Origin of the sequence: Sphingomonas cellulosilytica (genome assembly GCF_052321755.1) — a bacterium.
Taxonomy (GTDB): Bacteria; Pseudomonadota; Alphaproteobacteria; order Sphingomonadales; family Sphingomonadaceae; genus Sphingomonas.
In genome coordinates this window covers 137,678-163,778 of sequence record NZ_JBQRTT010000005.1, presented here as the reverse complement: position 1 = coordinate 163,778, position 26,101 = coordinate 137,678, and the positions used below count along the sequence as shown (strand labels likewise).

Here is a 26,101-nt window from a genome sequence, read left to right as displayed (position 1 = left end):
GAGCGACATCGTGATCGACAATCTGTCGCTCGGCCTGACGCATGGCCTGATGCTGCTTGCCGCCTGGCTGCTGCTGAAGCGCCCCGATCTCGATTCGGAGGCGCCGCCGCCCCGTCACTGGCGCCGCCGATCCCGCGACGCGGAGCCGCCCGGTGCGTGACCTCGTCTTCGTCGCCTTCCTCGCCGCCTTCTTCGGCATGGGCCTCAGGCGCCCGTTCCTGCTGGTGCTCGCCTATGTCTATATCGACATCGTCTCGCCGCAGCGGCTGACCTATGTGTTGCTCAACGCGGTGCCGATTTCGCTGATCGCGGTGGCGCTGGCGGTCGGCGGCTGGCTGGTGATGGACGACAAGACGGACAGCCGCTTCGCGCCGCGTCAGGGCCTCATCATCGCACTGCTGCTCTATTGCTGGGGGACGACCGCGGGCGCCGACTTCCCGCTCGATGCGCAGGACAAATGGGACTGGGTGTGGAAATGCCTGGCCTTCGCCGCCTTCCTGCCGCTCACGCTGCGCACCCGCCTGCGCATCGAGGCATTGCTGCTGTTCATGATCCTGTCGGCGGCGACGATCATCATCGTCGGCGGCATCAAGACCGCGGCGGGCGGCGGCGGCTATGGCCAGCTCGACCTCATGGTGACCAACAATTCCGGCCTCTACGAAGGCAGCACCATCTCGACGGTCGCCATCGCGATCGTGCCGCTCATCGTCTGGTTCATGCGCTTCGGCACGATCTTCCCGCCCGACTGGAAGGTGAAGGGCTTCTGCCTGTGCCTCATCTTCGCCTGCCTGCTGATCCCGATCGGCACCTCGACGCGCACCGGCCTCGTCTGCATCGCGCTCGTCGCGCTGCTCTCGTTGCGCAATGCCAGGCGCAAGCTGCTGTACCTCCTCGCCATCGCCGCCGCCGGGCTGATCGCCGTGCCCTTCCTGCCGGCCAGTTTCACCGAGCGGATGAGCACCATCAAGAGCCACGACGCCGACGAATCCGCCTCCACCCGCCTCGCGGTGTGGCAGTGGACGATCGATTATGCGAAATCGCACCCGTTGGGCGGCGGTTTCGAGGCGTATCGCGGCAACCATATCCGCTACGAGATCAAGAAGACCGTGCCGAGCGACGGCGCCGCCCCCGCTGCCGCCCCCGCTGCCGCCCCGGCCGTCACCGATCAGGCGGTGACCGACAAGGCGCGTGGCTATCACAGCGCCTATTTCGAGATGCTGGGCGAACAGGGCTATCCCGGCCTCGCGCTCTGGCTCGCGATCAGCCTGATCGGCCTCGTCCGCATGGAGGTGCTGCGCCGCCGTTATCGCGATCCCGCCGGCGCGTTCGGCTGGGCCGGCCCGCTCGCCGCCGCCTTGCAGAGCGCGCACCTCGTCTACCTGCTCGGCGCCGCCTTCATCGCCATCGCCTTCCAGCCGTTCGTCTACATGCTGATCGGCGCGCAGATCGGACTGGATTCCTATCTCGCCCGCCGCCGCGCGGAGGACACGAAGGCACCGCTGCGTCGCCCGCGCATCGCGCAGCCGGTGCCCGCGTGAGGCCCGGCGCCGGGTTTGCGCACCCGGCTCCCGGCGTCTCAGGCCTCGCATGACCGAGCTGCGCGCGCTCACCAGCCTGCGCGGCATCGCGGCGTGGCTGGTCGTCTTGTATCACATCCGCGGCGGCATCGCCGGCCTGCCGCCGGCCGCCGAAGCCGTGTTCGCGAAGGGCTATCTGGCGGTCGACGTCTTCTTCCTGCTGTCGGGCTTCGTCATCTGGCTGACCTGGCACGAACGGCTGCGCGATCCCGCCGCGATCCCGCATTTCCTGCAAAAGCGCATCGCCCGCATCTGGCCATTACATGCGGTGATGCTCGGCATGGCGGTCGCGCTGGCGCTGCTGTTGCGCGCGACGGGGCGCGACGATCCCGCCTTCCCGTTCGCACAGCTCCCCTTGCACCTCGCGCTCGTCCAGAACTGGGGGTTCACCGACACGCTCCGCTGGAACGACCCCGCCTGGTCGATCAGCTGCGAACTGGCCGCCTATCTGCTGTTCCCGCTGCTGGTGCTGAGCCTCGACTGGCGCCGCGTGCCGACACCGGTGCTGATCGCGACGGCCGCCGCGCTGCTGCTGGCGCTCCACCTGGCGATGAATGGGGCCGCGACCTTGGGCGAGGACATTCGGCGCTATGGGCTGGTCCGCTGCCTGATCGAATTCGCCGTCGGCTCGATCCTCGCCGCCCTGTACCTGCGCCGGCCACTATTGCGGTGGACGGCAACGGTCGCCGGGCTGGCGACGGCGGGATGGGCCACGGGGCTTCCCGAAACGCTCGCGGCGCCCGTCACCTTCGCGGCCGCGCTGCTCACGCTGGGACTGACCGCCGGCCTGCCGCACCACCCGCTGGAGGGCCGCGCGATCCACTGCCTCGGCGAGATCAGCTATGCGACCTACCTGTCGCATTTCCTGCTCTGGAAGGCGTTCAAGCTCCCGCTCGCCGCCCCCGCGCTGTCACCGCCGCTCGTCGCGCTCTACCTGGCGCTGGTGCTGGCGGCGTCGTTGGCGCTCTACCATGGGATAGAGCGCCCCGCACAACGCCTGCTGCTCAGGCGTCCTCGTTCTCTTCGGCCAGTTCCTCCTGCAACGCATCCAGGATCGCCTGGTTGAAGGCAGGGATATCGTCCGGCTTGCGGCTGGTGATGAGGTTGCCGTCCACCACGACCTGTTCGTCGACCACGTCCGCCCCGGCATTTTCCAGGTCGGTGCGCACCGAAGGCCAGCTCGTCACCCGTCGCCCGTCGACCACGTCCGCCTCGACCAGCAGCCACGGCGCGTGGCAGATCGCGGCAACGATCTTGTCGTCCTCCATGAACTCGGTGACGATCTCCACCGCGCGCTCCTGCAGGCGCATCTTGTCGGGGTTGCCGACGCCGCCCGGCAGCACCAGCGCATCGTAATCGTCTGTGTCGACATCGTCGAGCGTCAGGTCCGGCGTGATGCTCTCCCCCTTCTCGCTGTCGTTGACGACGCCCTGGATCGGATCGGTCTTGATCGAGGCGAGCGTCAGCTGGACGCCGGCGTCGAGCAGCGCCTGACGCGGCTTGAACAGTTCGTCCTGCTCGAAACCGTCGGCGGCGAGCATCAGCACGCGGGCTTGGGCGAGGTCGGCCATGATAATCTCCTGTCGGGAATGCCGGGCCTCAACCAACGCCCACGCCGGCCGTTCCGGAACACGCGGGCGCGCTCACGCATTTTCCGATGACCTGAAGACGATGGCCTGAACACGATGGAGCGCCGGGTGGCAGCGAAGATCATCTATTGCGACGATTCGAAGCCCGGCAGCACCCGCAAGAAGGTGCGCAATGGCTGGGCCTATTATCACGCCGACGGCGAGCGGATCACCGACCGCGACGAGATCGACCGGCTGAACGCCGTCGGCTTGCCGCCTGCCTATCGCGATGCCTGGTTCTGCCCCAAGGCCAACGGCCATATCCAGGCGGTCGGCTGGGATGAGAAAGGCCGCAAGCAATATCGCTACCACACCGGCTTCCGCGAGGCGCAGGAGGCGGCGAAATACGAGAAATGCGCCGATTTCGGCCATTGCCTGCCCAAGATCCGCGCACGCGTCGAGTCCGACCTGTCCGCCCGCGGGCTGGGCAAGGATCGCGCCATCGCCGCCGTCGTCCGCCTGCTCGACATCGGTCACATCCGCGTCGGCAACGAAGCCTATGCGGAAGCGAACGAGAGCTACGGCGCGACGACGCTGCGCAAGGAACACGGGCAGGTCCGCGGCGCGACGCTGAAGCTCCGCTACCGAGGCAAATCGGGCAAGGAGCGCGACATGAAGGTCACCGACAAGCGCCTCGCCGCCACCGTCAAGAAGATGCAGGACTTGGACGAACAGCATCTGTTTGCCTGGGTGGACGATGCCGGCGAAGCGCACCCGGTCACCTCGTCCGACGTCAACGACTATATCAAGCGCGCGTCGGGCGCCGATTTCACTGCCAAGCATTTCCGCACCTGGGGCGCCAGCGTCACCGCGTTCGAGGCGCTCGCCCGGGCCGAAGCAGACCTCAGCCTGAAGGCACTGCTCGAACCCGTCGTCGAACGGCTCGGCAACACGCCCGCGATCGCGCGCAAGAGCTACGTCCACCCGTCGCTCATCGCTCTGGTGAAAAAGGGGCAGAGCGCCTTTCGCAAGGCGCTGCGCCTGCCCCGCTCGGCGCGCTATCTCAGCCGGGAGGAACGCGGCCTGATCGCGTTCCTGGAAGCGGGACAGGATCCGCATATCGCCGCCGCATTGTCCGATCCGCAGCGCTCAGGAGCCCGTGGATCCGATCGCAAGCTGCCCGATCTCAAGGCGGCCGCCTGACGAAAGTGATTCATGGCCAGTAAGACCACCGCAAACGCCGCCGACAAGGCGCCGCTGATCGACGCCGAGGGCGTGCAGAACCAGATCGGCGAACTCTACACCGCCAGCGAGATCTGGCTGCACACCCACTGGCTGCAGATCCTCATCGCGTTCGGGATCGGCACGATCATCGTCTTCGCGCTCCATGGCCTGCGCAAGCTGGGCGAGCGGCTGTGCGGCAAGCCGCTCGGCACCGGCGAACTCGCCCGCCGCGGCTGGGGCACGATCGTCGGGCGGGCGATCACGCGGACCAACAACTTCTTCATCGTCATGCTCGCCGCCAAGCTGGTCGTCGGCTATGCGGGTGCGCCCTCGCAGGTGTCGACCACCGTCAATTTCCTGTGGACGGTCGCCTCCGTCTTCCAGGCGGCGGTCTGGGCGCGCGAGCTGATCCTGGGCGCGATCGAGCATCGCACCAGCAGCGAACATTATTCGGGCGAGGCGCTGCTGAGCGCGATGGGGCTGATCCGCCTGCTCGTCACCGTGGCGCTGTTCGCCATCGCGCTGGTCGTCGTGCTGGACAATCTGGGCGTCAACGTCACCGGCCTGATCGCGGGTCTCGGCGTCGGCGGCATCGCCATCGGCCTTGCCGCGCAGGGCATCTTCGGCGACCTGTTCGCCGCGCTCGCGATCATCTTCGACCGCCCGTTCCGACGCGGCGACAAGATCAGCTACGGCACGACCAGCGGCGTCATCGAATCGATCGGCCTCAAGAGCACGCGCATCCGCGCCTTCACCGGCGAATTGCGCGTCATCAGCAACAAGCAGTTGCTCGACAAGGAAATCCAGAACACCAGCGTGCGCGACCATATCCGCCTCGCCTTCACGATCGGCGTCACCTACGAAACGTCGCCCGATCTGCTGGCGCAGGTGCCGGCGATCATGCGCGAGATCGTGGAGGGCGAAGGCGGCAAGGTCGCCCGATCCAGCTTCGAAACGTTCGGTGCATCCAGCCTCGATTTCGTGCTGCAGTTCGACATTCCGGGGGACGACTGGGCCACCGCGCACCCGATGCGCGATCGCATCATGGTGTCGCTGATCCGCCGCTTCGCCGCCGAACGCATCGGCATCGCCTATCCGACGCAGACCACCTACACCGCCGCGCCCGATGGCACGCTGGTGATGCCATATGCCGTCCCCGAAAAGGGCGACCCGGCCGCATGATCCGGGTTTTAGAACATCCGGTCCGCTGCAACATCGTCACTAAGGCACCTATTCACGGGTGAGCGGTCAGCGCGGCGGCCGCATCTTCAAGCTTTCGGTCAGTCGAGGCTTGCGGGATTGGCCGTTACCCGCCTACAGGATGGCCGGCACTGAAAAGGTGGAGGGGCAAGCCGTGACGACCGTCACCGTCGACGAGATGAAGGCCAGGATCGGCACGGAAAGCGTCTCCGACTGGGTGGAGGTGACGCAGACGATGATCGATCGCTTCGCCGAGGCGACGGGCGATCACCAGTTCATCCACGTCGATCCGGTCGCCGCCGCCGCAACGCCGTTCGGCGGCACGATCGCGCATGGGTTTCTCACTTTGTCGCTGATGCCGCTGCTGTCGTCCAAGGTACCGGATGCACCGCGCATCGAGGGCGCGAAAATGGGCGTCAACTATGGCGGCAACACCGTGCGCTTCCTCACCCCCGTCCGCTCGGGCAGCCGCGTTCGCGGCCGCTTCACCCTGCTCGCCTTCGACGAGAAGCGGCCGGGCCAGTTCCAGCAGACCAATGCCTTCACCGTCGAGATCGAGGGGCAGGACAAGCCCGCGATGGTCGCCGAGTGGATCAGCCAGATCTTCGTCTAACGCTTCTTCGGGAGAAACCCTCATGCGCTCCGCCGTCATCGTCTCCACCGCCCGTACGCCGATCGGCCGCGCCTATCGCGGCGCCTTCAACGCCACGACGCCGCAGGCGCTCGCCGGCCACGCCATACGCCACGCCGTCGAACGCGCCGGGATCGAGGGCGCGGAAGTCGACGACGTGGTGTTCGGCGCCGCGCTCCAGCAGGGTCATCAGGCCGGCAATATCGCGCGGCAGGCCGGGCTGATGGCCGGCCTGCCGACCTCGGTCGCGGGCATGTCGCTCGACCGCCAGTGCGCCAGCGGCCTGATGGCGATCGCCACCGCCGCCAAGCAGATCATCGTCGACGGCATGGACGTGTGCGTCGGCGGCGGCGTCGAGAGCATCAGCCTCGTCCAGACGCCGCAGATGCGCGTCGCTCCCGACAAGGAATTGCTCGCGATGCACGGCGACATCTACATGCCGATGCTCCAGACCGCCGAAGTCGTCGCCACCCGCTATGGCATCGGTCGCGATGCGCAGGATGCCTACGGCCTCCAGTCGCAGCAGCGCACCGCCGCCGCGCAGGCCGCGGGCAAGTTCGACGACGAGATCGTGCCGCTCGGCGCGACGATGAACGTCATCGACAAGGCGACCAAGGAGGTCAGCACAAAGGACGTCACCCTCTCCAAGGACGAGGGCAACCGCGCCGATACCACGCTGGCAGGATTGCAGGCGCTGCAACCGGTCGTTGGACCCGAGGGGCACATCACCGCCGGCAACGCCAGCCAGCTGTCGGACGGCGCCTCCGCATCGGTGCTGATGGAGGAAAGCGTCGCGGCCAGGAAGGGTCTGACGCCGCTCGGCCGCTATGTCGGCATGGCCGTCGCCGGCACCAAGCCCGACGAAATGGGCATCGGCCCGGTCTACGCGATCCCCAAGCTGCTCGAAAAGAACGGCCTGTCGATCGGCGATATCGGCCTGTGGGAATTGAACGAGGCGTTCGCCGTACAGGTCCTCTACTGCCGCGACACGCTCGGCATTCCGGACGAGCTGCTCAACGTCAACGGCGGTGCGATCTCGATCGGCCACCCCTATGGCATGTCGGGTGCCCGCATGACCGGCCACGCCCTGATCGAGGGAAAGCGCCGCGGTGCCAAGTACGTCGTGGTGACGATGTGCGTCGGCGGCGGCATGGGGGCAGCGGGATTGTTCGAGGTGCTGTGAGTTGAAAATCGCGCGGTTCTGAGTTATCTCGGCCGCGGTAGGTTCAAAGTCTACTCCTGAGCCCCGGCCGCTGCTACGGCTGGGGCTCAAATCGTTTGGGGCCCAGGCTGCTACCCGAGCCCCGCCCGGCACCTTACCTGTTGCGCGACACTTCGATGATCTTCACGACCAAAGTCGCGAAGGCGAAGAGCATGCCCAGGATCAGGCACAGGTCAGTAAGATTCAAAGTCCTACTCCTGTACGACGGCAGGATTGCCGCCACCGTCATCGTGGCCGAAACGGCCTTACCGCGCAACCAAGCCCCGTTGCGCTCGTTCTCCCGATCAGACCCTCGACAGGAGACGATGCATGGCCGATCATGACAATCCGCAGGAAATCGCTGCCAAGTTCCTCGGCAAGCTGAAGGACAGTCCGTTCGTGATGATCGGCCTGGTCGACGGCGAGCATTCCGAGCCGATGACCGCGCAGATCGACGAGGATCAGCCCAACACCCTGTTCTTCTTCGCCGGCCGCGACAATCGGATCGCCAAGGGTGGCGATGCCATGGCGCAGTTCGTCGGCAAGGGGCACGACTTCTTCGCCTGCCTCGCCGGCAACGTCGTGCAGGACAATGACCGGGCGCAGATCGACAAGCTCTGGAACAATCAGGTCGAGGCCTGGTTTCCGGGCGGCAAGGAAGATCCCAACCTCACGCTGCTGCGCTTCGAGATCGATAGCGCCGAATTGTGGGAAACCGACATCTCGATCTCCGGCCGGGTCAAGATGCTGTTCGGCGGCACCATCCGCGGTGAGGAATCGAGCAGCCACGCGGTGGTCGGGTCGGTCGCGTGACAGCGCAAGGGGCGGCACTCGACCGCCCCTTCTGAATAGCGTCAGCGGGCGGCCGATCGGCCGCCCGTTTTCATATCAGCCGTGCGCCGCCATCCACTGCTCGACCACCGGCGCCACCGTGTTGCGCCATTTCGAACCGTTGAAGATGCCGTAATGTCCGGCACCTTCCGCCATCAGATAGCGCTTCTTGTCGGCCGGCAGGCTGGTCGCCAGCGTCAGCGCCGCCTTGGTCTGGCCGAGCCCCGAGATATCGTCCCGCTCGCCCTCGATAGCCAGCACCGCCACATCGGTGATCGCCCCCGGATCGACACGGCGTCCGCGGTGCATCATCTCGCCGCGCGGCAAGGCGTGCGTCTGGAAGACGAGATCGACCGTTTGCAGGTAGAATTCCGCCGTCATGTCGCAGACCGAGCGGTATTCCTCATAAAAGCTCTTGGTCGCCTGCGCGCTTTCGCCGTCGCCCTGAACCAGATGTTTGAACATCTCCCAATGCGACATCATGTGGTTGCCGAGGTTCATCGACATGAAGCCGGCGAGTTGCAGGAAGCCGGGATACACCTTGCGCCCCGCACCGGGGTACATCATCGGCACGGTGACGACGACATTCTGTTCGAACCAGGCATGCGGCCGCTCGGTGGCGAGCGTATTGACCGCGGTCGGCGCCTCGCGCGTATCGATCGGGCCGCCCATCATCGTCAGCGTGCGCGGCCGGCAGGGATGGTTGTCCGCGCTCATCAGCGCCGTCGCCGCATAGCAGGGAACCGACGGCTGGCAGACCGCCAGCATATGTGCACCCGGCCCGATTGCCTCCATGAACGCGATCAGGTAATCGATGTAATCGTCGAGGTCGAAATGCCCGTCGCCGAGCGGCACCAGCTTCGCGTCGCGCCAGTCGGTGATATAGACCTCCGCGCTCGGCAGCATCCGCTCCACCGTGCCGCGCAGCAACGTCGCGTAATGGCCGGACATCGGGGCGACGATCAGCAGCCTGGGGCTTCCCTCCACGCCCTCGCGGCGGAAGCGCTTCAACTGCCCGAACGGCTTCTGGAGCACGATCTCCTCGTGCACCGCCACTTGCCGTCCGTCGATCTCGGTATGCGTCAGGCCGAAGGCGGGCTTGCCGCGCGTCGCGGAGGCATGCGCGAACACCTCCAGCGCCGAACTGACCAGCTGCCCGCCGCCGAGATACGACCAAGGATTGGCGGGATTGCGCATCCAGTCCGCACCGAAGGTCGCCATGGCGCTCGCCCCGGCGAGCATCGAGCGTTGCATTTCATAGGCGTCGTAGAGCATGCTGTTTTCTTCACCCATGATAGGTTGCCGTATACGTAACGCAAAATACGGCGGGTTCAATCCGGTCTGAACGCCCGAGACGGACGATGAGGCCCATGGCGGCCAGCCCTCGCGGCGTTGAGCGCACCCGCCTCGCCTGCTAGGCGGCGCGTCATGGCCAAGCCCCCCGTTCCCACCGACCGCCGCCTCGGCGACCTGCGCCTCGTCTGGGAACGCGTGCTGCGCTATCCGCGGCATCTCGTCGCCGCGCTGCTCGCGCTGTGTACGACCACCGCGGCGACGCTCGGCATCCCGTCGGGGTTCAAGCGGGTCATCGACCACGGCTTCGGCCCCGGCTCGAGCGGCACGGTGGCATCGTCGTTCCACTATCTGCTGATGATCGTCGCGGTGCTGGCGGTGGCGACCGCGATCCGCTTCTACTTCGTCTCCTGGCTCGGCGAGCGCGTCGTCGCCGATATCCGCGGCGAGGTGCAAAGCCACCTGCTCGCGCTCACCCCGCGCTTCTTCGAGGAGAACCGCCCGTCGGAAATCGCCTCGCGGATGACGTCGGACACCGCGCTGATCGAGACGGTGGTCGGTAGCACCGTATCGGTGGCGCTGCGCAACACCTTCACCGGCATCGGCGGCATGATCTACCTGTTCACGCTGTCGCCCAAGCTCGCCGGCATGCTGATCCTCGGCATCCCGCTCGTCATCCTGCCGGTGACGATCTTCGGGCGCCGCATCCGCAATCTATCGCGCACCACGCAGGATCGCGTCGCCGACGTCGGCGCGCAGGTGACGCAGACGTTGGGCGCGATGAAGATCGTCCAGGCCTTCGGGCAGGAGGCGCGCGAGGCGGCGCGTTTCCAGACGACGGTGGAAAATACCTTCGCCACCGCCAAGCGCCGCATCGCGCTGCGGGCACTGATGACCGCGATCATGATCGGCCTGATCTTCGGGTCGATCACCCTGGTGGTGTGGGAGGGCGCGAGCGATGTCGCCGCCGGCCATCTGAGCGGCGGATCGATGTTCGCCTTCGTCATCACCGGCGGCATCGTCGCCGGCGCGTTCGGCGCGCTGACCGAGGTTTATGGCGACCTGCTGCGCGGTGCCGGCGCGGCCAGCCGGCTTGCCGAGCTGCTGCGCGAGATGCCGGAGATCACCCGCCCCGCCGCGCCGATGCCGCTGCCCGTACCGGTCACCGGCGCGCTGACCTTCGACGAGGTCGTGTTCCATTACCCGACCCGCCGCGACGTGGCCGCGCTGAACGGCCTCACGCTGGCGGTGCGGCCGGGCGAGACGGTGGCGGTGGTCGGCCCGTCGGGCGCGGGCAAATCGACCCTCTTCCAGCTGGCCGAGCGCTTCTACGATCCGGAGGGCGGCCGCGTGCTGCTCGACGGTGTCGACCTGCGCGAGGCCGATCCCGCCGCGATCCGCGCACAGATCGCGATGGTGCCGCAGGATACGGTGATCTTCGGCGCCAGCGCGCGCGACAACCTGCGCTACGGCCATTGGCAGGCGAGCGACGACGAGTTGTGGGCGGCGGCGGAAGCGGCCAATGCCGCCGACTTCCTGCGCGCCTTGCCGCAGGGCCTCGACACCAACCTGGGCGAAGGCGGCGCGCGCCTCTCCGGCGGCCAGCGCCAGCGCATCACCATCGCCCGCGCGCTGCTGCGCGATGCGCCGATCCTGCTGCTCGACGAGGCGACCAGTGCGCTGGACGCCGAAAGCGAGCGGCTGGTGCAGCAGGCGCTCGAACGGCTGATGGAGAACCGCACGACGCTGGTCATCGCGCATCGCCTCGCGACCGTGCGCGCGGCGGAGCGGATCATCGTGATGGACGCCGGCCGCATCGTCGAGGAAGGGAGCCACGCGACGCTGATCGGTCGCGGCGGCCTGTATGCACGGCTCGCCAGCCTGCAATTCAGCGAAGCGGCCTGACCCCCATACCGTCATCCCGGCGAACGCCGGGATCCATGGACGCCTGCGCGCAGCGTAGGCCCGACTGACGCCGTCCCCTCCCCGCCCCTCCACATCCGTCATCCCCGCGCAGGCGGGGATCCATACTGGCTGACCTTTCGATTCCTGCCCGTCACGCCGTGATTATGGATCCCCGCCTGCGCGGGGATGACGTTGCGTTTAGGTCCAGCCTTGATCCTCTCCCCGCCTAAGCGCATGACGTGCGCGTAAAGCAAAGGAGAGCCCGGCCATGCGCGACTTCGACATCATCGTCTATGGCGCGACGGGCTTCACCGGCCGCCTCGTCGCCGAATACCTCAGCCAGCAGGGCGTCGGCCGCTGGGCGATGGCAGGGCGCAGCCGCGCCAAGCTGGAGGAGGTCCGCGACACGATCGGCGCGCCCGCCGACACGCCATTGGTGGTCGCGGACGCCGACGATCCCGCATCGCTCAAGTCGCTGGCCGAATCGACCCGCGTCGTCATCACCACCGTCGGCCCCTATCAACTCTACGGCGCGCCGCTGGTCGCCGCCTGCGCCGCCGCCGGCACCGCCTATGTCGACCTGTGCGGCGAGCCCGCCTGGATGCGCCACATGATCGACGCGCACCACGCCGCGGCGCAGGCGAGCGGCGCACGCATCGTCTTTTCCTGCGGCTTCGATTCCATCCCCTTCGACCTCGGCGTGCTGACGCTGCAGGAATGTGCCATCGCCCGATACGGCCACCCCGCGCCGCGCGTGAAGGGCCGGGTGCGGACGATGAAGGGCGGCTTTTCGGGCGGCACGGCGGCCAGCCTCAAGGCGACGCTCGCCGCCGCGGCGCGCGATCCGTCGATCCTGGGGCTGCTGTCCAGCCCCTTCGCGCTGACGCCGGGGTTCAGCGGACCGCATCAGCCGACCGGATTGCTCCCCGAATTCGACGCCACGCTCAACACCTGGGTCGCGCCCTTCATCATGGCGGCGATCAACACCAAGAACGTCCACCGCACCAATTACCTGCTCGGCCACCGCTACGGCGCGGACTTCGTGTACGACGAGATGATGGTCGCTGGCCTGGGCGAGATGGGCAGGGCCGCGGCCGACGCCATCGCGAGGCTCAACCCCCTCGCCAGCGACAAGGGACCCAAGCCGGGCGAAGGCCCCAGCAAGGAAGAGCGCGACAGCGGCCATTACGACCTGCTGTTCGTCGGACTGATGCCGGATGGCACACGCTTCGACGCGGTGGTCACCGGCGACCGCGATCCGGGCTATGGCTCGACGAGCAAGATGATCGCCGAGACGGCGCGCTGCCTGCTGGAGACGGAGGGGGCCGGCGGCATCTGGACGCCGGGGGCGTTGCTGGGCACCACCTTGCGCGACCGATTGCAGGAACGCGCCGGCCTGACCTTCACGGCGGGATGACGCGCCAATTCCTCCCCCGGATTTGCGGGGGAGGGGGACCGTTCGGCACAGCCCAATGGTGGAGGGGCCGCCGCAGGCGGTTCCCCCGGCCTGCGCAACGGCCTTACGGCCGCCGCTCCGTCACGCCTTCGGCGTGCCACCTCCCCTGCAAAGGCAGGGGAGGATGTTCACAGCCGATAGAAGGCCACCGCCACGGCGGCGACCAGCAGCGCGACGATCAGCAGCACCGGCACCCGCTTCGCCCGGCGCGCCGCCGCCGCGGCTTCATAGGCCTCCATGTCGAACCAGAACCGCCCCGGCGCACCCATCCGGATCGACCCGTCCGCCACCATCGCCGCGAACGCCTTCGCCTCGCGGGCATCCGCCGGCGTGAAGGGCATGGCATCCGACGCGGTCACCGCATGCGCCTCGACGAAGCGCGGCGCGATCGTGCCGTGGACGAGGTAGCGTTCCCGCACCGTCCCCTTGGGTTCGACGCGGGTCAGCCGCCCGCTCACCGCCGCCGCCCCTGGTGGCGGATGTTCGCCGGCCGGCCGCGCGGGGGCCGCACGCGATCCTTGCGGACCTTGCCGACATGCCGTGGCCCCGGCGCCGCGCCCTTGCCACCGGGCAGTTCGAAGCGCAGCGCGCCCGACACCGGATTGGCCTCCGCCAGCCTCAGGTCGAGTCGCTGCCCCAGCGCATAGGTGTCGCCGCTCTGCTCGCCGACCAGTTCGCGCGCCGCCTCATCGAAGCGGAAATATTCGCCGCCGAGGTCGCGGACGGACATCAGGCCATCGCCGCCGATCCCCTCGACGGTGGCGAAGAAGCCGTAGTTCTGCACGCCGGTGATCCGCGCCGACACCGTCTCTCCGACCTTTTCCGACAGGAACGCCGCGACATAGCGATCGATCGTGTCCCGCTCCGCCTCCATCGCCCGGCGTTCGAGGCCGCTGATCGATTCGCCGATCTGCTCCATCGCCGCCGCATCCGCCGCCGACAATTCGCCCGCCCCCAGCCGGTACGCGCCGACCAGCGCGCGATGGACGACGAGGTCGGCGTAGCGCCGGATCGGCGAGGTGAAATGCGCATAGGAGCCGAGGGAGAGGCCGAAATGCCCCTGGTTGGCGGGCGCGTAATAGGCCTGCGTCTGCGTGCGCAGCACCTGCTCCATCACCTGCGGGCGGAAATCGGCATCCCCTACCCGCTCCAGCACATGGTTGAACGTCGCCGGGCGGATCACCTGCCCCAGCGCGAAGGGCACGCCGAACGTCTCCAGATAATCCTTCAGCGCGACCAGCTTCTCGCGGCTCGGCGGTTCGTGGACGCGATACATCACCGGCGCCTTCTTCGCTTCCAGCGCCTTGGCGGCGGCGACATTGGCGGCGATCATGTAATCCTCGATCAGCCGGTGCGCATCGAGCCGCTCGCGCGGGGCGACCGACATGATCCGCCCCTTCTCGTCCAGCACCACGCGCCGTTCGGGCAGGTCGAGGTCCAGCGGCTCGCGCGCGTCGCGCGCCTTGGCGAGCGCGCGCCAGCAGTCCCAAAGGTGACGGAGGGTTGTATCAAGCCCCTCCCCTTCAGGGGAGGGGTTGGGGTGGGGGACGCGAGCGGTGGTCTCGGTGAGACCTTCCCCACCCCCGACCCCTCTCCTGAAGGGGAGGGGCTTTCCATCGATGATCGCCTGCGCCTCTTCATACGCCAGGTTCGCCGCGATCCGCACGCGCGCGCGGGTGAAGCGCCAGCTTTCGAGCTTGCCCGCGCTCGAAATGCGCAGGTGGCAGGCAAGCGCCGCGCGATCCTCGCCCTCCTTCAGCGAGCAGACCTCGGCAGACAGCACCTCGGGCAGCATCGGCACGACGCGGTCGGGGAAATATACCGAATTGCCCCGCCGCCGCGCCTCGCGGTCGAGCTCCGAGCCGGGACGCACGTAGAAACTGACATCCGCGATCGCGACCACCGCCTGCCAGCCGCCGTCCTCGTGCGGCGCGGCCCAGACGGCATCGTCGTGATCGCGCGCATCGGCGGGATCGATCGCGACGATCGGCAGGTGCGTCAGGTCCTCGCGATCATCGCCCAGCGGCGTCTCGGCCATCCGCTCCGCCTCGTCGAGCGTGTCACCCGAAAACACATCGGGAATGCCGAGCTTGTGGATCGCGATCAGCGAAAAGCTCCGCGGCGCGAACGGATCGCCCAGCCGCTGCACCACGCGCACGCTGATCCGCGGCGGCCGCCCGGTCATCTCGGCCATCACCAGATCGCCCGCCTCGGCCCCGCCCGTGTCGGACACGGGGAACTCCCGCCGGTCCTTTTTCTCGACGCCGGTCAGCCAGAAGCGCCCCTCCCCACCGACGGCGCCTTCCTGCCGCAACACGCCGAGCACCTGTTCGGACGCTTTGGCCAGCACCTTCATCGGGTGCGCGATCCAGCCGTTGCCCGCCTCTTCGGTGCGCGCGAGGATGCGCTCGCCGATGCCGAGCGCGCCCCGCTTGCGCTCGCGCACCCGCAGTCGCGGCGCGGGCGTCTCCGCCTCCCAGCGATCGGGCACCGCCCACACCGTGCCGCCGTCGTCGACCGCGGCGATGCGCAGCACCGTCACCTTGGGCAGGCCGCCCATCTTGTGAAAGGCGCGGCCGGGCGCGCTGTCGATCAGCCCCTCGTCCGCCATGTCCTTGAGCAGCGCCTTCAGCGCGATCTTCTCCTGCGCGGTCAGGCCGAACGCCTTGGCGATCTCGCGCTTGCCGGCAGGCACTTCGGAACGCTCGATGAAGTCGAGGATCTGCGCCTGCGTCGGCAGGCCGGGTCTGGTTTTCTTTGCCACGGGTGAGAGATAGGGGGCGAAGCAGCCTTCGTCATCGGATTGTTTCCGGCTAAGGGCGGCGCATGTCCGTCACCATCGCCGCGCTCTATCATTTCACCCGCTTCGCCGACCCGGACGCCCTGCGCGCGCCGCTGCTGGCGATGTGCGAGGCGGAAGGGGTGCGCGGCACTCTGCTGCTCGCGGCCGAGGGCATCAACGGCACCATCGCCGGCCCGGCCGAGGGGATCGCGGCGGTGCTCGCGCATATCCGCGCCCTGCCCGGCTGCGCCGCGCTGGAGGTGAAATACGCCGCCGCCGAGGCCATGCCCTTCCACCGCACCAAGGTGCGGCTGAAGCGCGAGATCGTGACGATGGGCGAACCCGGCCTCGATCCGACCGACACCGGCACCTATGTCGAACCCGCCGACTGGAACGCGCTGATCGCCGATCCGGACACGGTGCTGATCGACACGCGCAACGATTACGAGGTCGGCGTCGGCACCTTCGCCGGCGCGATCGACCCGGCAACGCAGAGCTTCCGCGACTTCCCCGCCTGGTTCCGCGCGCATCGCGAGACGCTGCTCGCCGGCAAGGCGCGCGTCGCGATGTTCTGCACCGGCGGCATCCGCTGCGAAAAGGCCACCGCCTTCCTCAAGGCGGAAGGGGTAGAGGACGTCTTCCACCTGAAAGGCGGCATCCTGCGCTACCTGGAGGAGGTGCCGGCGGAGCGAAGCGCGTGGCAGGGCGAATGCTTCGTCTTCGACGAACGCGTCGCCGTCGGCCATGGCCTGGCGGAGGGGACGCATGGCCTGTGCCGGGCATGCCGCATGCCCGTGTCCCCCGAAGACCGCGCCTCGCCGCTGTACGAGGACGGCGTCGGCTGCCCGCGCTGCCACGCGACGCGCGATGCCGCGGACCGAGCGCGCTACGCCGAACGCCACCGCCAGGCGCTGCTCGCCGAAGCGCGCGGCGAGGCGCATGTCGGGCGGCGGTATGAGGCGTAAGCCTGGCTGCCTTTGATTCCACGCGAAGACGCGAAGGCATGCCCTGCGCGGCAGCGCACCTGATTATCCAACCGTTGAAGATGAGCGCCGCTACCGCGGCAAGCGCGACACCTCCGCGCCTCCGCGCCTCCGCGTGAACCAAACGCCCAGAATCACGAACCGTCCTGCGCCTGCCCTCACCCTTCCGGCGCTACGCGCCTCCCTCCCTCTCCCATCGGGAGAGGGAAGAGACGGCGAGGCCGTCGAAAGGGTGAGTGTGGCTGCATTTGATTCCACGCGAAGACGCGAAGAAGAGAGGTTCACGCGGAGGCGCGGAGGCGCGGAGGTGTCGCGCTTGCCGCGGCAGCGGCGCTCATCTTCACACGGGTGCGATTATCAGGTGCGCTGCCGCGCACGACATATCTCCGCGCCTCCGCGCCTCCGCGCCTCCGCGCCTCCGCGTGAACCAAAACGCCGAAGCGAGACGGACCGCCCCGCCCCCATCCTCACCCTATCGCCGTCTCTTCCCTCTCCCATCGGAGGAGGGAGGGAGCGCCGCAGGCGCGGAAGGGTGAGGGTGAGCGCGCGACGGCCCGCTCCGTCAATAGGCGCGCGCCAGCAGCACGCGCTCCACCGCGGGCGCGCCGGTGAACACGCATGCCCCGTCCGCCGGTGCCTGATCGCCGGGCGCGTTGCGGATCGTCAGCTTGAGCGCCTTCAACCGCTCCACCACCGCGTCCAGTGCCGCGCCGGTCGGGCGCGACCATTGCACCTCGACCCAGCCGGGGTTCTTCACCCCTTCCGCAAAATGCGCCTCCACCGCCGCGAAGTCCGCCGCGGCCACGATGTTCGCCTTCAGCCGTTCGGTCGCCTGCTCGTGCAGCGCCTGCTGGATCGCGGCGAGCAATGCCGGCGCGTCCGCCTCGAAGTCGCCGCGCGGCATCACCTGCGCATCCAGCTTGCCGTCCGCGCGGTACAGCCGGTCGCGGCGGATCACCGACACGTTGCCGCCCGCCATGTCGCGCCCGCCGATCTCGATGACGATCGGCGCGCCCTTCTTCACCCAGCCCCAGCGCTTGGTCGCCGCCTTGGCAGGCTTGAGGTCGAGCAACGCGCGCACCGGCTCGCCCAGCGCCGTCAGCCCGGCGAGGTTCGACTGGATATCCTTGGCATAAGCGATCAGCGCCTCGTCCTCGGGCTGGTCGCGCAGCATCGGCACGATCACGATCTGCCACGGCGCGATCCGCGGCGGCACGCGCAGGCCGTCGTCATCGCCATGCACCATGATGACGCCGCCGATCATGCGGGTCGAAACGCCCCAGCTCGTCGTGTTGGCGAGTTCCAGCTCGCCGCTGGCATTCTGGAAGCGGATGTTCTGCGCGTGCGCGAAATTGGTGCCGAGGAAATGGCTGGTGCCCGCCTGCAGCGCCTTGCCGTCCTGCATCATCGCCTCGATGCTGTAGGTCGCGACCGCGCCCGGGAAGCGCTCGTTCTCGGGCTTCTCGCCGGCGACGACCGGCAGCGCGAGGCAATCCTCGGCGAAGCTGCGATACACCTCCAGCATCCGCTGCGTCTCCTCACGCGCCTCGTCGGCGGTGGCGTGCGCGGTATGCCCCTCCTGCCACAGGAACTCGCTGGTGCGCAGGAACATGCGCGTCCGCATCTCCCAGCGGACCACGTTGGCCCATTGGTTGATGAGCACGGGCAGGTCACGCCACGATTGCACCCAGCGGGCGAAGGCGGTGCCGATCACCGTCTCCGACGTCGGCCGCACCACCAGCGGCTCCTCCAGCTTCGCGGCGGGATCGGGCTTCAGGCCGCCATGCCCGTCCGGGATCAGCCGGTGATGGGTGACGACCGCCATCTCCTTGGCGAAGCCCTCGACATGCTCCGCCTCCTTTTCGAAATAGGACAAGGGGATGAACAGCGGGAAATAGCAATTCTCATGCCCCGTCGCCTTGATCCGGTCGTCGAGCAGCCGCTGGATCCGCTCCCAGATGCCGTAGCCCCATGGCCGGATGACCATGCAGCCGCGCACGCCCGATTCCTCGGCGAGGTCGGCCTCGGTGATGACGGATTGATACCAGGCGGCGAAATCGGCCTCGCGGGTGACGGAAAGAGCGTGCTTCATGGCGCGGCGAATATCGGCTAATCCCTTCCCCGTCACCCCGCACGTTGCGGCGAGGAGGCCGCCGCCCTGCGCAGGTAGACATGCTCGTGCGTCAGCTTGCGCAATGCATCTTCGCTGGATGCCGCCGCCGCAGCCGGAAACTCGGGTGCGAGCGTCCGCTGGCTGACCGCCACGGTGGCGACGCCGTCGACGATGCCGCCTTCGCGATGCATCGCCGTGGCGGCGATCGTCCGGTCGACCGGCAACGGATCGAGCGTAATGCCCCGACCATGATCGGGCAGCACGATGATCTCGTTGTGCGCGACATAGGCCGGAAAGGCGACGGCATAGGGCGCGTCGGCATTGGGACCCGGCTCGCGCGTCCAGTCGACTGCCGCGCCCAGTTGCATCCCGTTCAGTTCCAGCGCGCCGTCCTGCCAGTCGAGCGCCGCGACCCCGTCGACCGACAGCGTCTCGACACCCGCAGCGGGATCGAACCGGGCGGACACCGTAGTCGGCGTGATATACGGGTAACTCTTGCGCCATGTCTCGCGCAGCGATCGCTCGCGGACATCGGACGACAGTTCGCCGAATTGCCGGTTGAGCGTGGTGGCGGCGTCGCCGCGAAAGGTAAGCTCGCCATGCACCGGCACCGGCTTGTCCAGCCCGGCCGACGCATCCAGCCGCAGCACGGTCGCGATAAACGGCTGTTCGGCGGGCGGCGGCATCATCGGCACCAGCGCCGCGCCGCTGGCCTGCACCGGCAGCCCCCAGCGGAAGGCGGGCGTGCGGATCGCCGCCAGATGGCGGTCCCCCTTGCGCGTACCGTCCAGCCAGTAATCGCGCCCGCCGATCGTCGCGCGGACCAGCACGTGGTTGAATGCGCCGGCACCGGGCAGCCTGCCGGGGATCGTGTCACCGAGGCCGCTGGCGTTGACCAGCACCGGCTGCGCCTGGATGCCGAGCGCATGGAGCATCGACAGCAGCAGCACCGTCTTGCCCTTGCAATCGCCATAACGACGGCGCCAGGTTTCGTCCGCGGCGGCCGGAACATAGCCGCCATCGTTCAGCCCGACGAACAGGTAGCGCACCTGGTCCTGCACCAGCGCCAGCGCCGCCTCCGCCCGCGACACCGGATCGCGCGTCTGCGCCGCGATCTTCGCCGCCTCCGCCGCGAGGGGGCTGTCGGGCGAGAGCGTCGCCGCCTTCGCATATAGCGGCGCCATCACACCGGACACTTGCGCCCAGTCGCGCCAGTCGGAGAATTGCACCTCGTCCGCCTCGCGGAAGCGCGGCGGCGCGCCCTTGGGCAGCACCGGTGTCCGCAGCCCGGCCACATCCAGCGACAGCGTGGTCGTCGCGCCCTTCGCGACCTCTGGCATCGGCAGGCCGTTCAACACGTGCCAAGTGATCGCGTCGCTATGGCCCCATTGCGCCGTGAGGCGCGACTGGAGCGCACCGGCAACGAAGTTCGCCCAGCGTTCGTGATGGCCGTCGAGGGCAGGGTCACGATGGCGCTGCGTCGCCGCGAGGTCGACGATATCGCCTACCTGCAATCCCGCGATCTGCAACGTGGCGGTCAACCGGCCGTCGAGCGAGGCGCGCTCCAGGTCGGTTTCGCGATGCAGCACGGTGAACTGCTGGTCCTTCAACACGTCGATCACCTTGCCGCCGCGCAGGATGTGGAGGTGGTGAACGGTCAGCTGGTCGAGTTCTGGATTCCACGGCAGCGTTACGTTCGCCGCCTTCGCCAGACCATCGGAGGACAGGACCTCCATGGCGTCGTTCCAATAGGCGACCGTGGCGCCGTCCGGATCGAAGCGGACTTGGCTGTCGCGCAGCAGCCACCGCGCGCCCAGCGCCGCGGGCGCATCGCCATGCGCCGGGATGGACACCCGGCTGACCCAGGCCGCTGGCGGAGCGATCGGGACGGCCTGTCCTGCCTGTGCGGCGGCATTGCCCTGCCCCGCGAACGTCAGACCGACCATCACCGCGAACAACGACCGTGGCTTCATCCCGACCCTTTTCGCCGCCCGCATCATCCCACGATCCGGGCCCGGCACCGGCACCCGTCATGGCGCGCGCAGCTTACAGGCCGCTGACATGAGTCGGATTTGGAGCATGTCGTGATGCCCCCGCCAGCATCCGCTTGCCGCGCAGGTACATCTCGACGCGTTGCGCGGTGAACAGGCCGAGCGCCAGCGCCATCAGCACGTCGGTGATCGCCATCGGATCGAGCCCCGCCGGTCCGCCGAGCGTCACCGCCTCGCGCGCGCCGCTGCGCACCACGATCAGCACGACGATGAAGAGGAGCGCGGCGGGCGACGACGTCTGCCCGAGCGTATGCGTTTCGGGATCGAGCGTGATCCGCATCATCTTGCCCCGCTGCCAGCCCAGCGCCGCCCCAAGGCCGAGCGCACCCAGGCAGAACAGCCAGCCGAGCCCCTGCGGCGGGTGCGCGGCAAAGGTGAAACCGATCACCACCGCATAGACCGCCGGCAGGATCCACAGCCGTTCGAGCTTCAACGGCCGCACCCGGCTCATCCGCCGCCAGCGCAGCGCCATGACGATCGCGATGACGACGAACGGGATCGCATAGCTGATCCACCCGCCCGGTTGCTGCGTGTGCATGTGCGTATCCCCCTGCCGTCACCCCGTTAGCGGCAGGAGGTTATACGCTTTCGGCAACGCCTGCCAGCAGGCGCCCTGCCGTTACTCGGCGGCCTCGGCCAGCGGCCGCTCCTTCCACACCAGCACCGGCTTGCGTGCCGCCTGCGTCTCGTCGAGCCGTGCGCGCGGCGCGAAATGGGGGGCCGATTTCAGCGCCGCATCGCCTGCCTTCGCCCGTTCCGCGACGTGGCGCAGCGCGCCGATGAACTGGTCGAGCGCCGCCTTGGATTCGGTTTCCGTCGGCTCGACCAGCATCGCGCCGTGGACGACCAGCGGGAAATAGACCGTCATCGGGTGGAAACCCTCGTCGATCAGCCCCTTGGCGATATCCAGCGTCGAGAAACCCTCGGCAAGGTTGGCGTCGGAGAAGATCGCCTCGTGCATGCACGGCCCCGCGCCCGCGAACGGTGCGTCAAGCGTGCCTTCCAGGCTGCGCAGCACGTAATTGGCGTTCAGCACCGCATCCTCGGCGACCTGTTTCAGGCCGTCGGCGCCGTGGCTGAGGATATAGGTCAGCGCGCGTGTGAACATGCCCATCTGGCCATGGAAGGCGACCATGCGGCCGAAGCTGCCGGCGTGATGCTCGCCCGCCGTTTCCTCTTCCACCAGCACGAACTGCTCGCCCTGCCGCTCGACGAAGGGCAGCGGCGCGAACGGGGTGAGCGCTTCGGAAAACACCACCGGCCCCGAACCCGGCCCGCCGCCGCCGTGCGGCGTCGAAAAGGTCTTGTGGAGGTTGATGTGCATCGCATCGACGCCGAGGTCGCCCGGCCGCACCCGGCCGACGATCGCGTTGAAGTTGGCGCCGTCGCAATAGACGTAGCCGCCCGCGTCATGCACCGCGTCGGAGATCGTCCTGAGATCGCGCTCGAACAGGCCGCAGGTGTTGGGATTGGTGATCATCACGCCCGCGACGTCCGGCCCCAGCCGCGCGATCAGCGCCGCCGTGTCGACGCGGCCGTCCGCCGTCGCCGGGATGTCCTCTACCGCAAAGCCGGCGAAGGCGGCGGTGGCGGGGTTGGTGCCATGCGCCGATTCGGGAACGAGGATGACCTTGCGATGCCCCTCGCCGCGCGCTTCCAGCGCCGCCTTGATCGCGAGGATGCCGCACAGCTCGCCATGCGCGCCCGCCTTGGGGCTCATCGCGACGCTGGTCATGCCGGTCAGCGTCACCAGCCAGTGGCTGAGCTGGTGGATCACCTCCAGCGCGCCCTGCACCGTATCGACCGGCTGCAACGGGTGCACGTCGGCGAAGCCGGGCAGCCGCGCCATCTTCTCGTTCAGGCGCGGATTGTGCTTCATCGTGCACGAACCGAGCGGGAACAGCCCGAGGTCGATGGCATAATTCTGGCGGCTGAGGCGCGTATAGTGCCGCACCGCCTCCGGCTCGGCGAGGCCGGGCAGGCCGATCGGCGCCTTGCGGCCGAGGTCCCCCAGCCGCGATCCGGCGACGTCGCCCTCGGCGAAGTCGACGCCGGTCGTCTCGGTGTCGCCGATCTCGAAGATCAGCGCTTCCTCCAGCATCAGTGCCCGATTGCCGGTGAAGGTCGCGGCCGTCTCACCGCTGCGCGCGGTCATTTCGGGGCGCCAGCCGCTCTGGTTGATGCTCATGCCAGGACCTCCTCGAGTGCGGCGGCAAGGGTTTCGACATCCTCCGCGCTGGTCGTCTCGGTCACCGCGACGATCAGTCCGTTGGCGAGGTCCGCCTCGCCCGGATAGAGCCGCCCGAGCGACACGCCGGCCAGGATGCCGCGATCGGCGAGCGTCCGTACGACCGGGCGCGCCTCCTTGGGCAGCTTCAGCGTGAATTCGTTGAAGAAGGTGTGCGTGACCAGCTCGACGCCCGGCACCCTGGCGAGCCGATCGGCCGCACGGCAGGCACCGGCATGGTTGATCCCGGCAAGCCGCCGCAACCCCTTTTCGCCCAGCAGCGTCATGTGGATCGAGAAGGCGAGCGCGCACAGCCCCGAATTGGTGCAGATGTTGCTGGTCGCCTTTTCACGGCGGATATGCTGCTCGCGCGTCGACAGCGTCAGCACGAAGCCGCGACGCCCGTCCGCGTCCACCGTCTCGCCGCACAGGCGCCCCGGCATCTGGCGGACGTATTTGTCCTTGCAGCCGAACAGCCCGACATAGGGGCCGCCGAACTGGAGCCCGACGCCCAGCGACTGGCCTTCGCCGACGACGATATCGGCGTCCATCTCGCCCGGCGCGCGGATCGCGCCCAGCGCGACCGGCTCGGTGACGACGGCGATCAGCAGCGCCTTCCTGGCGTGGCAGGCATCGGCGAGCGGCTGGAGGTCGGCGATGCGGCCGAGGATGTCGGGATATTGCACCACCACGCACGACGTGTCGGCGTCGATCCCGGCGATCAGCGCATCGATGTCCGTCTCCGCCGTCAACGCCGGCGTCGATGTTTCCAGCGTGTCGCCGGTATATTTGGCCATCGTCCGGGCGACGCTGACGTAATGCGGATGCAGCCCGCCCGACAGGATCGCCTTCGACTTGCGGGTAATCCGCCGCGCCATGCCGATCGCCTCCCAGCAGGCGGTCGAGCCGTCGTACATCGAGGCATTGGCCACGTCCGTGCCGAGCAGGCGCGCGACCTGCGTCTGGAACTCGAACAGCATCTGCAACGTGCCCTGCGCGATCTCGGGCTGATACGGCGTATAGGCGGTCAGGAACTCGCCGCGCTGGATCAGGTGGTCGACGCTGGCGGGCACATGATGCCGGTACGCGCCCGCGCCGAGGAAGAACGGCACCTCTCCCGCCACGGTGTTCTTGCGGGCGAGCGCCGTCATGTGCCGCTCCACCGCCAGTTCGGAGGCGTGGTTGGCGAGGCCTTCGACAGGCCCGGACAGGCGGGCGGCCTCAGGCACGTCGACGAACAGGTCGTCGATCGATCCGGCCCCGATGACCGACAGCATCGCCTGACGATCAGGCTGGGTAAGCGGCAGGTAGCGCATTTTCTACTCCCAACCCCTCCCCTTCAGGGGAGGGGCAAGGGGTGGGGGACGTCTCACCGAAACCAGCGCCCGCGGACAGCCCCCACCCCAACCCCTCCCCTGAAGGGGAGGGGCTCCAAGTTACATCAAAGCTTCGCGACGAACGCCTCGTAGGCGGTCTCGTCCATCAGCGAATCCAGTTCCGAGGCATCGCTGAGCGTGATCTTGAAGAACCAGCCCTCGCCCTCGGGATCGGTGTTCACCAGCCCCGGCTCGTCGGCGAGCGCGGTGTTGCCTTCCAGCACGTTGCCCGACACCGGCGCATAGACGTCCGACGCCGCCTTGACCGATTCGACCACTGCGGCCTCGTCGCCCTTGGCCAGGCTCTTGCCGTCCTCCGGCACGTCGACGAACACGATGTCGCCGAGCTGCCCTTGCGCGTAATCGGAGATGCCGACCGTGCCGATGTCGCCATCGACGTCGACCCATTCGTGATCCTCGGTGAAGTAACGGCTCATCTCACTTGCCTCCTGCACGAACGTAGCGATGGGGAACGAAGGGCATCGGCGCGACCGTTGCCTCGTGGATCTTGCCGCGCTGGACGAGGCGCAGCGGCGTGCCGGGCGCGGCCAGTTCGGCGGGAACATAGGCCATGGCGATCGGCGCACCGACGCTGGGGGCGAAGCCGCCGCTGGTGACGCGGCCGATCACCGCGCCGTCGGCATCGACGACGCTCGCGCCCTCGCGCACCGGCTGGCGCCCGGCGACCGACAGGCCGACGCGCTTCACCGCCGCGCCGCCCTCGCGCTCGGCGAGGATGCGGGCCGCACCGGCGAAATCGCCCGCCTCGCGCCGCCGCTTCGACAAGGCGAAGCCGAGGTCGGCCATCACCGGCGTCGTCTCGGGATCGAGGTCGTGGCCGTAGAGCGGCAGCCCTGCTTCCAGCCGCAGCGAATCGCGCGCACCGAGGCCGATCGGCTTCACCTCGGGCTCGGCGCACAGCGCATCGGCAAAACCTTCGGCGGCTTCGGCGGGAATCGAAATCTCGACGCCGTCCTCGCCGGTGTAGCCCGACCGGCTGATCCACAGTTCATGGCCGTTCCAGGCGAACGCGCCCGCGGTCATGAACACCAGCTGGTCGACACCCGGCACCAGCCGCGCCACCGCCGCGACCGCCTGCGGCCCCTGCACCGCGAGCAGCGCCTGGTCTTCCATCAGGTTCATGGTGATATCGTCGGGCAGCACGTCGAGCAGATAGGCGAGATCGTCGTACTTGGTCGCGCCGTTGACGACGACATAATGGCTCGCCTCGCCGAAGGGATGCGCGCCTTCCGCCGGCAGCGTCGTCACCATCAGGTCGTCGAGGATGCCGCCTTCGTCGTTCAGCAGCAGCGAATAGCGGATCCTGGCGGCGCCGAGGCCGGCGATATCGCCCGGCAGCACAGCCTCCAGCGCCTTGGCGACGCCGTCTCCGGTGAAGCCCACCTGCCCCATGTGACTGACGTCGAACAGCCCGGCATGCTCGCGCGTCCACAGATGCTCGGCCATGATGCCTTCATACTGGACGGGCATCTCGTAACCGGCGAACGGCACCATCCGGCCACCGCGGGCGCGGTGCCAGGCGTCGAGCGGGAGCAGCTGGATCGCGGGTTCGTCGCCCTCATCCACGCCATCGAGCGGGTCGGGCAACATCTCTGGCAGCGAATCGCTCATCAACCGTCTCCAAGCAAGGCACGGGATCGAGCAACGGCGCAGCGCCGCATC

General features: G+C 68.3%; 22 protein-coding genes. 11 read left to right on the top strand and 11 right to left on the bottom strand.

Going from position 1 to position 26,101, the window contains the following annotated elements; all coding sequences use genetic code 11:
- Positions 1-10: 10 nt before the first annotated feature.
- From ACTZQ5_RS10265 to ACTZQ5_RS10255, 3 genes are read left to right on the top strand one after another with little or no spacing between them, the layout of a single operon-like run.
- Entirely contained in the window at positions 11-160 is a 150-nt protein-coding gene (locus tag ACTZQ5_RS10265; RefSeq protein WP_443585087.1) for a hypothetical protein, read from the top strand.
- Positions 153-1,538, top strand: coding sequence for a DUF5935 domain-containing protein (locus ACTZQ5_RS10260; RefSeq protein WP_443585086.1), 1,386 nt, complete (start codon positions 153-155; stop codon positions 1,536-1,538). The genes ACTZQ5_RS10265 and ACTZQ5_RS10260 overlap by 8 nt, the downstream gene beginning before the upstream one ends.
- Positions 1,539-1,587: 49 nt before the next feature.
- Positions 1,588-2,643, top strand: coding sequence for an acyltransferase family protein (locus ACTZQ5_RS10255; protein ID WP_443585085.1), 1,056 nt, complete (start codon positions 1,588-1,590; stop codon positions 2,641-2,643).
- Here ACTZQ5_RS10255 and ACTZQ5_RS10250 read toward each other — a convergent pair.
- Positions 2,582-3,148 carry a type 1 glutamine amidotransferase domain-containing protein gene (locus tag ACTZQ5_RS10250; RefSeq protein ID WP_443585084.1) on the bottom strand — a complete coding sequence of 189 codons (567 nt, stop codon included), beginning with the start codon at positions 3,146-3,148 and terminating at the stop codon, positions 2,582-2,584. The genes ACTZQ5_RS10255 and ACTZQ5_RS10250 overlap by 62 nt on opposite strands.
- Before the next feature lie 114 nt (positions 3,149-3,262).
- Between ACTZQ5_RS10250 and ACTZQ5_RS10245 the strand changes: the two genes are divergently transcribed.
- The 5 genes from ACTZQ5_RS10245 (at position 3,263) to ACTZQ5_RS10225 (ending at position 8,214) form a co-directional block, all read left to right on the top strand.
- A complete protein-coding gene (locus ACTZQ5_RS10245; protein WP_443585083.1) occupies positions 3,263-4,348 on the top strand; it encodes a DNA topoisomerase IB in 1,086 nt (361 codons plus the stop codon).
- Positions 4,349-4,360: 12 nt separating this feature from the next.
- Complete coding sequence (locus tag ACTZQ5_RS10240; RefSeq protein ID WP_443585082.1) at positions 4,361-5,551, top strand: mechanosensitive ion channel family protein; 1,191 nt, start codon at positions 4,361-4,363, stop codon at positions 5,549-5,551.
- A gap of 139 nt (positions 5,552-5,690) precedes the next feature.
- The gene (locus tag ACTZQ5_RS10235; RefSeq protein ID WP_443585081.1) at positions 5,691-6,182 is read left to right on the top strand and encodes a MaoC family dehydratase; all 492 of its coding nucleotides are present in this window, start codon (positions 5,691-5,693) and stop codon (positions 6,180-6,182) included.
- A 22-nt stretch (positions 6,183-6,204) separates the two neighbouring features.
- Entirely contained in the window at positions 6,205-7,383 is a 1,179-nt protein-coding gene (locus ACTZQ5_RS10230) for an acetyl-CoA C-acyltransferase (RefSeq protein WP_443585080.1), read from the top strand.
- Between the two features lie 348 nt (positions 7,384-7,731).
- Entirely contained in the window at positions 7,732-8,214 is a 483-nt protein-coding gene (locus ACTZQ5_RS10225) for a pyridoxamine 5'-phosphate oxidase family protein (protein WP_443585079.1), read from the top strand.
- 75 nt (positions 8,215-8,289) lie between these two features.
- Here ACTZQ5_RS10225 and ACTZQ5_RS10220 read toward each other — a convergent pair whose 3' ends face one another.
- On the bottom strand, positions 8,290-9,507 hold the full coding sequence (locus ACTZQ5_RS10220; RefSeq protein WP_443585177.1) for a polyhydroxyalkanoate depolymerase: 1,218 nt from the start codon (positions 9,505-9,507) through the stop codon (positions 8,290-8,292).
- A 153-nt stretch (positions 9,508-9,660) separates the two neighbouring features.
- On the opposite strand from ACTZQ5_RS10220, the gene ACTZQ5_RS10215 reads away from it, so the two are divergent.
- Positions 9,661-11,430, top strand: a complete 1,770-nt coding sequence (locus ACTZQ5_RS10215) for an ABC transporter transmembrane domain-containing protein (protein WP_443585078.1) — start codon at positions 9,661-9,663, stop codon at positions 11,428-11,430.
- Between the two features lie 268 nt (positions 11,431-11,698).
- The gene (locus ACTZQ5_RS10210) at positions 11,699-12,847 is read left to right on the top strand and encodes a saccharopine dehydrogenase family protein (protein ID WP_443585077.1); all 1,149 of its coding nucleotides are present in this window, start codon (positions 11,699-11,701) and stop codon (positions 12,845-12,847) included.
- 167 nt (positions 12,848-13,014) lie between these two features.
- Here ACTZQ5_RS10210 and ACTZQ5_RS10205 read toward each other — a convergent pair whose 3' ends face one another.
- Together ACTZQ5_RS10205 and ACTZQ5_RS10200 are read right to left on the bottom strand one after the other, a co-directional pair.
- Positions 13,015-13,344, bottom strand: a complete 330-nt coding sequence (locus tag ACTZQ5_RS10205; RefSeq protein WP_443585076.1) for a hypothetical protein — start codon at positions 13,342-13,344, stop codon at positions 13,015-13,017.
- On the bottom strand, positions 13,341-15,650 hold the full coding sequence (locus ACTZQ5_RS10200; RefSeq protein WP_443585075.1) for a ribonuclease R family protein: 2,310 nt from the start codon (positions 15,648-15,650) through the stop codon (positions 13,341-13,343). Before ACTZQ5_RS10200 ends, ACTZQ5_RS10205 begins: the two co-directional genes overlap by 4 nt.
- Positions 15,651-15,712: 62 nt before the next feature.
- Between ACTZQ5_RS10200 and trhO the strand changes: the two genes are divergently transcribed.
- Positions 15,713-16,633, top strand: a complete 921-nt coding sequence (gene trhO, locus ACTZQ5_RS10195; protein ID WP_443585074.1) for an oxygen-dependent tRNA uridine(34) hydroxylase TrhO — start codon at positions 15,713-15,715, stop codon at positions 16,631-16,633.
- Between the two features lie 580 nt (positions 16,634-17,213).
- On the opposite strand, the gene proS is transcribed toward trhO, so the two are convergent.
- The 7 genes from proS to gcvT form a co-directional block, all read right to left on the bottom strand.
- Positions 17,214-18,743 (bottom strand): proline--tRNA ligase, encoded by a 1,530-nt coding sequence (gene proS / locus ACTZQ5_RS10190; RefSeq protein ID WP_443585073.1) that lies wholly within the window; start codon positions 18,741-18,743, stop codon positions 17,214-17,216.
- Positions 18,744-18,775: 32 nt separating this feature from the next.
- Positions 18,776-20,737 (bottom strand): DUF3857 domain-containing transglutaminase family protein, encoded by a 1,962-nt coding sequence (locus ACTZQ5_RS10185; RefSeq protein ID WP_443585072.1) that lies wholly within the window; start codon positions 20,735-20,737, stop codon positions 18,776-18,778.
- 73 nt (positions 20,738-20,810) lie between these two features.
- Entirely contained in the window at positions 20,811-21,353 is a 543-nt protein-coding gene (locus ACTZQ5_RS10180) for a CcdC protein domain-containing protein (RefSeq protein WP_443585071.1), read from the bottom strand.
- 81 nt (positions 21,354-21,434) lie between these two features.
- The gene (gcvPB, locus tag ACTZQ5_RS10175; protein WP_443585070.1) at positions 21,435-23,003 is read right to left on the bottom strand and encodes an aminomethyl-transferring glycine dehydrogenase subunit GcvPB; all 1,569 of its coding nucleotides are present in this window, start codon (positions 23,001-23,003) and stop codon (positions 21,435-21,437) included.
- Positions 23,000-24,358, bottom strand: coding sequence for an aminomethyl-transferring glycine dehydrogenase subunit GcvPA (gene gcvPA / locus ACTZQ5_RS10170; protein WP_443585069.1), 1,359 nt, complete (start codon positions 24,356-24,358; stop codon positions 23,000-23,002). Before gcvPA ends, gcvPB begins: the two co-directional genes overlap by 4 nt.
- Before the next feature lie 125 nt (positions 24,359-24,483).
- Positions 24,484-24,855, bottom strand: coding sequence for a glycine cleavage system protein GcvH (gene gcvH, locus ACTZQ5_RS10165; protein ID WP_443585068.1), 372 nt, complete (start codon positions 24,853-24,855; stop codon positions 24,484-24,486).
- A gap of 1 nt (position 24,856) precedes the next feature.
- Positions 24,857-26,050: a glycine cleavage system aminomethyltransferase GcvT gene (gcvT, locus tag ACTZQ5_RS10160; RefSeq protein ID WP_443585067.1), complete on the bottom strand. Its 1,194-nt coding sequence runs from the start codon at positions 26,048-26,050 to the stop codon at positions 24,857-24,859.
- Positions 26,051-26,101 lie beyond the last annotated feature (51 nt).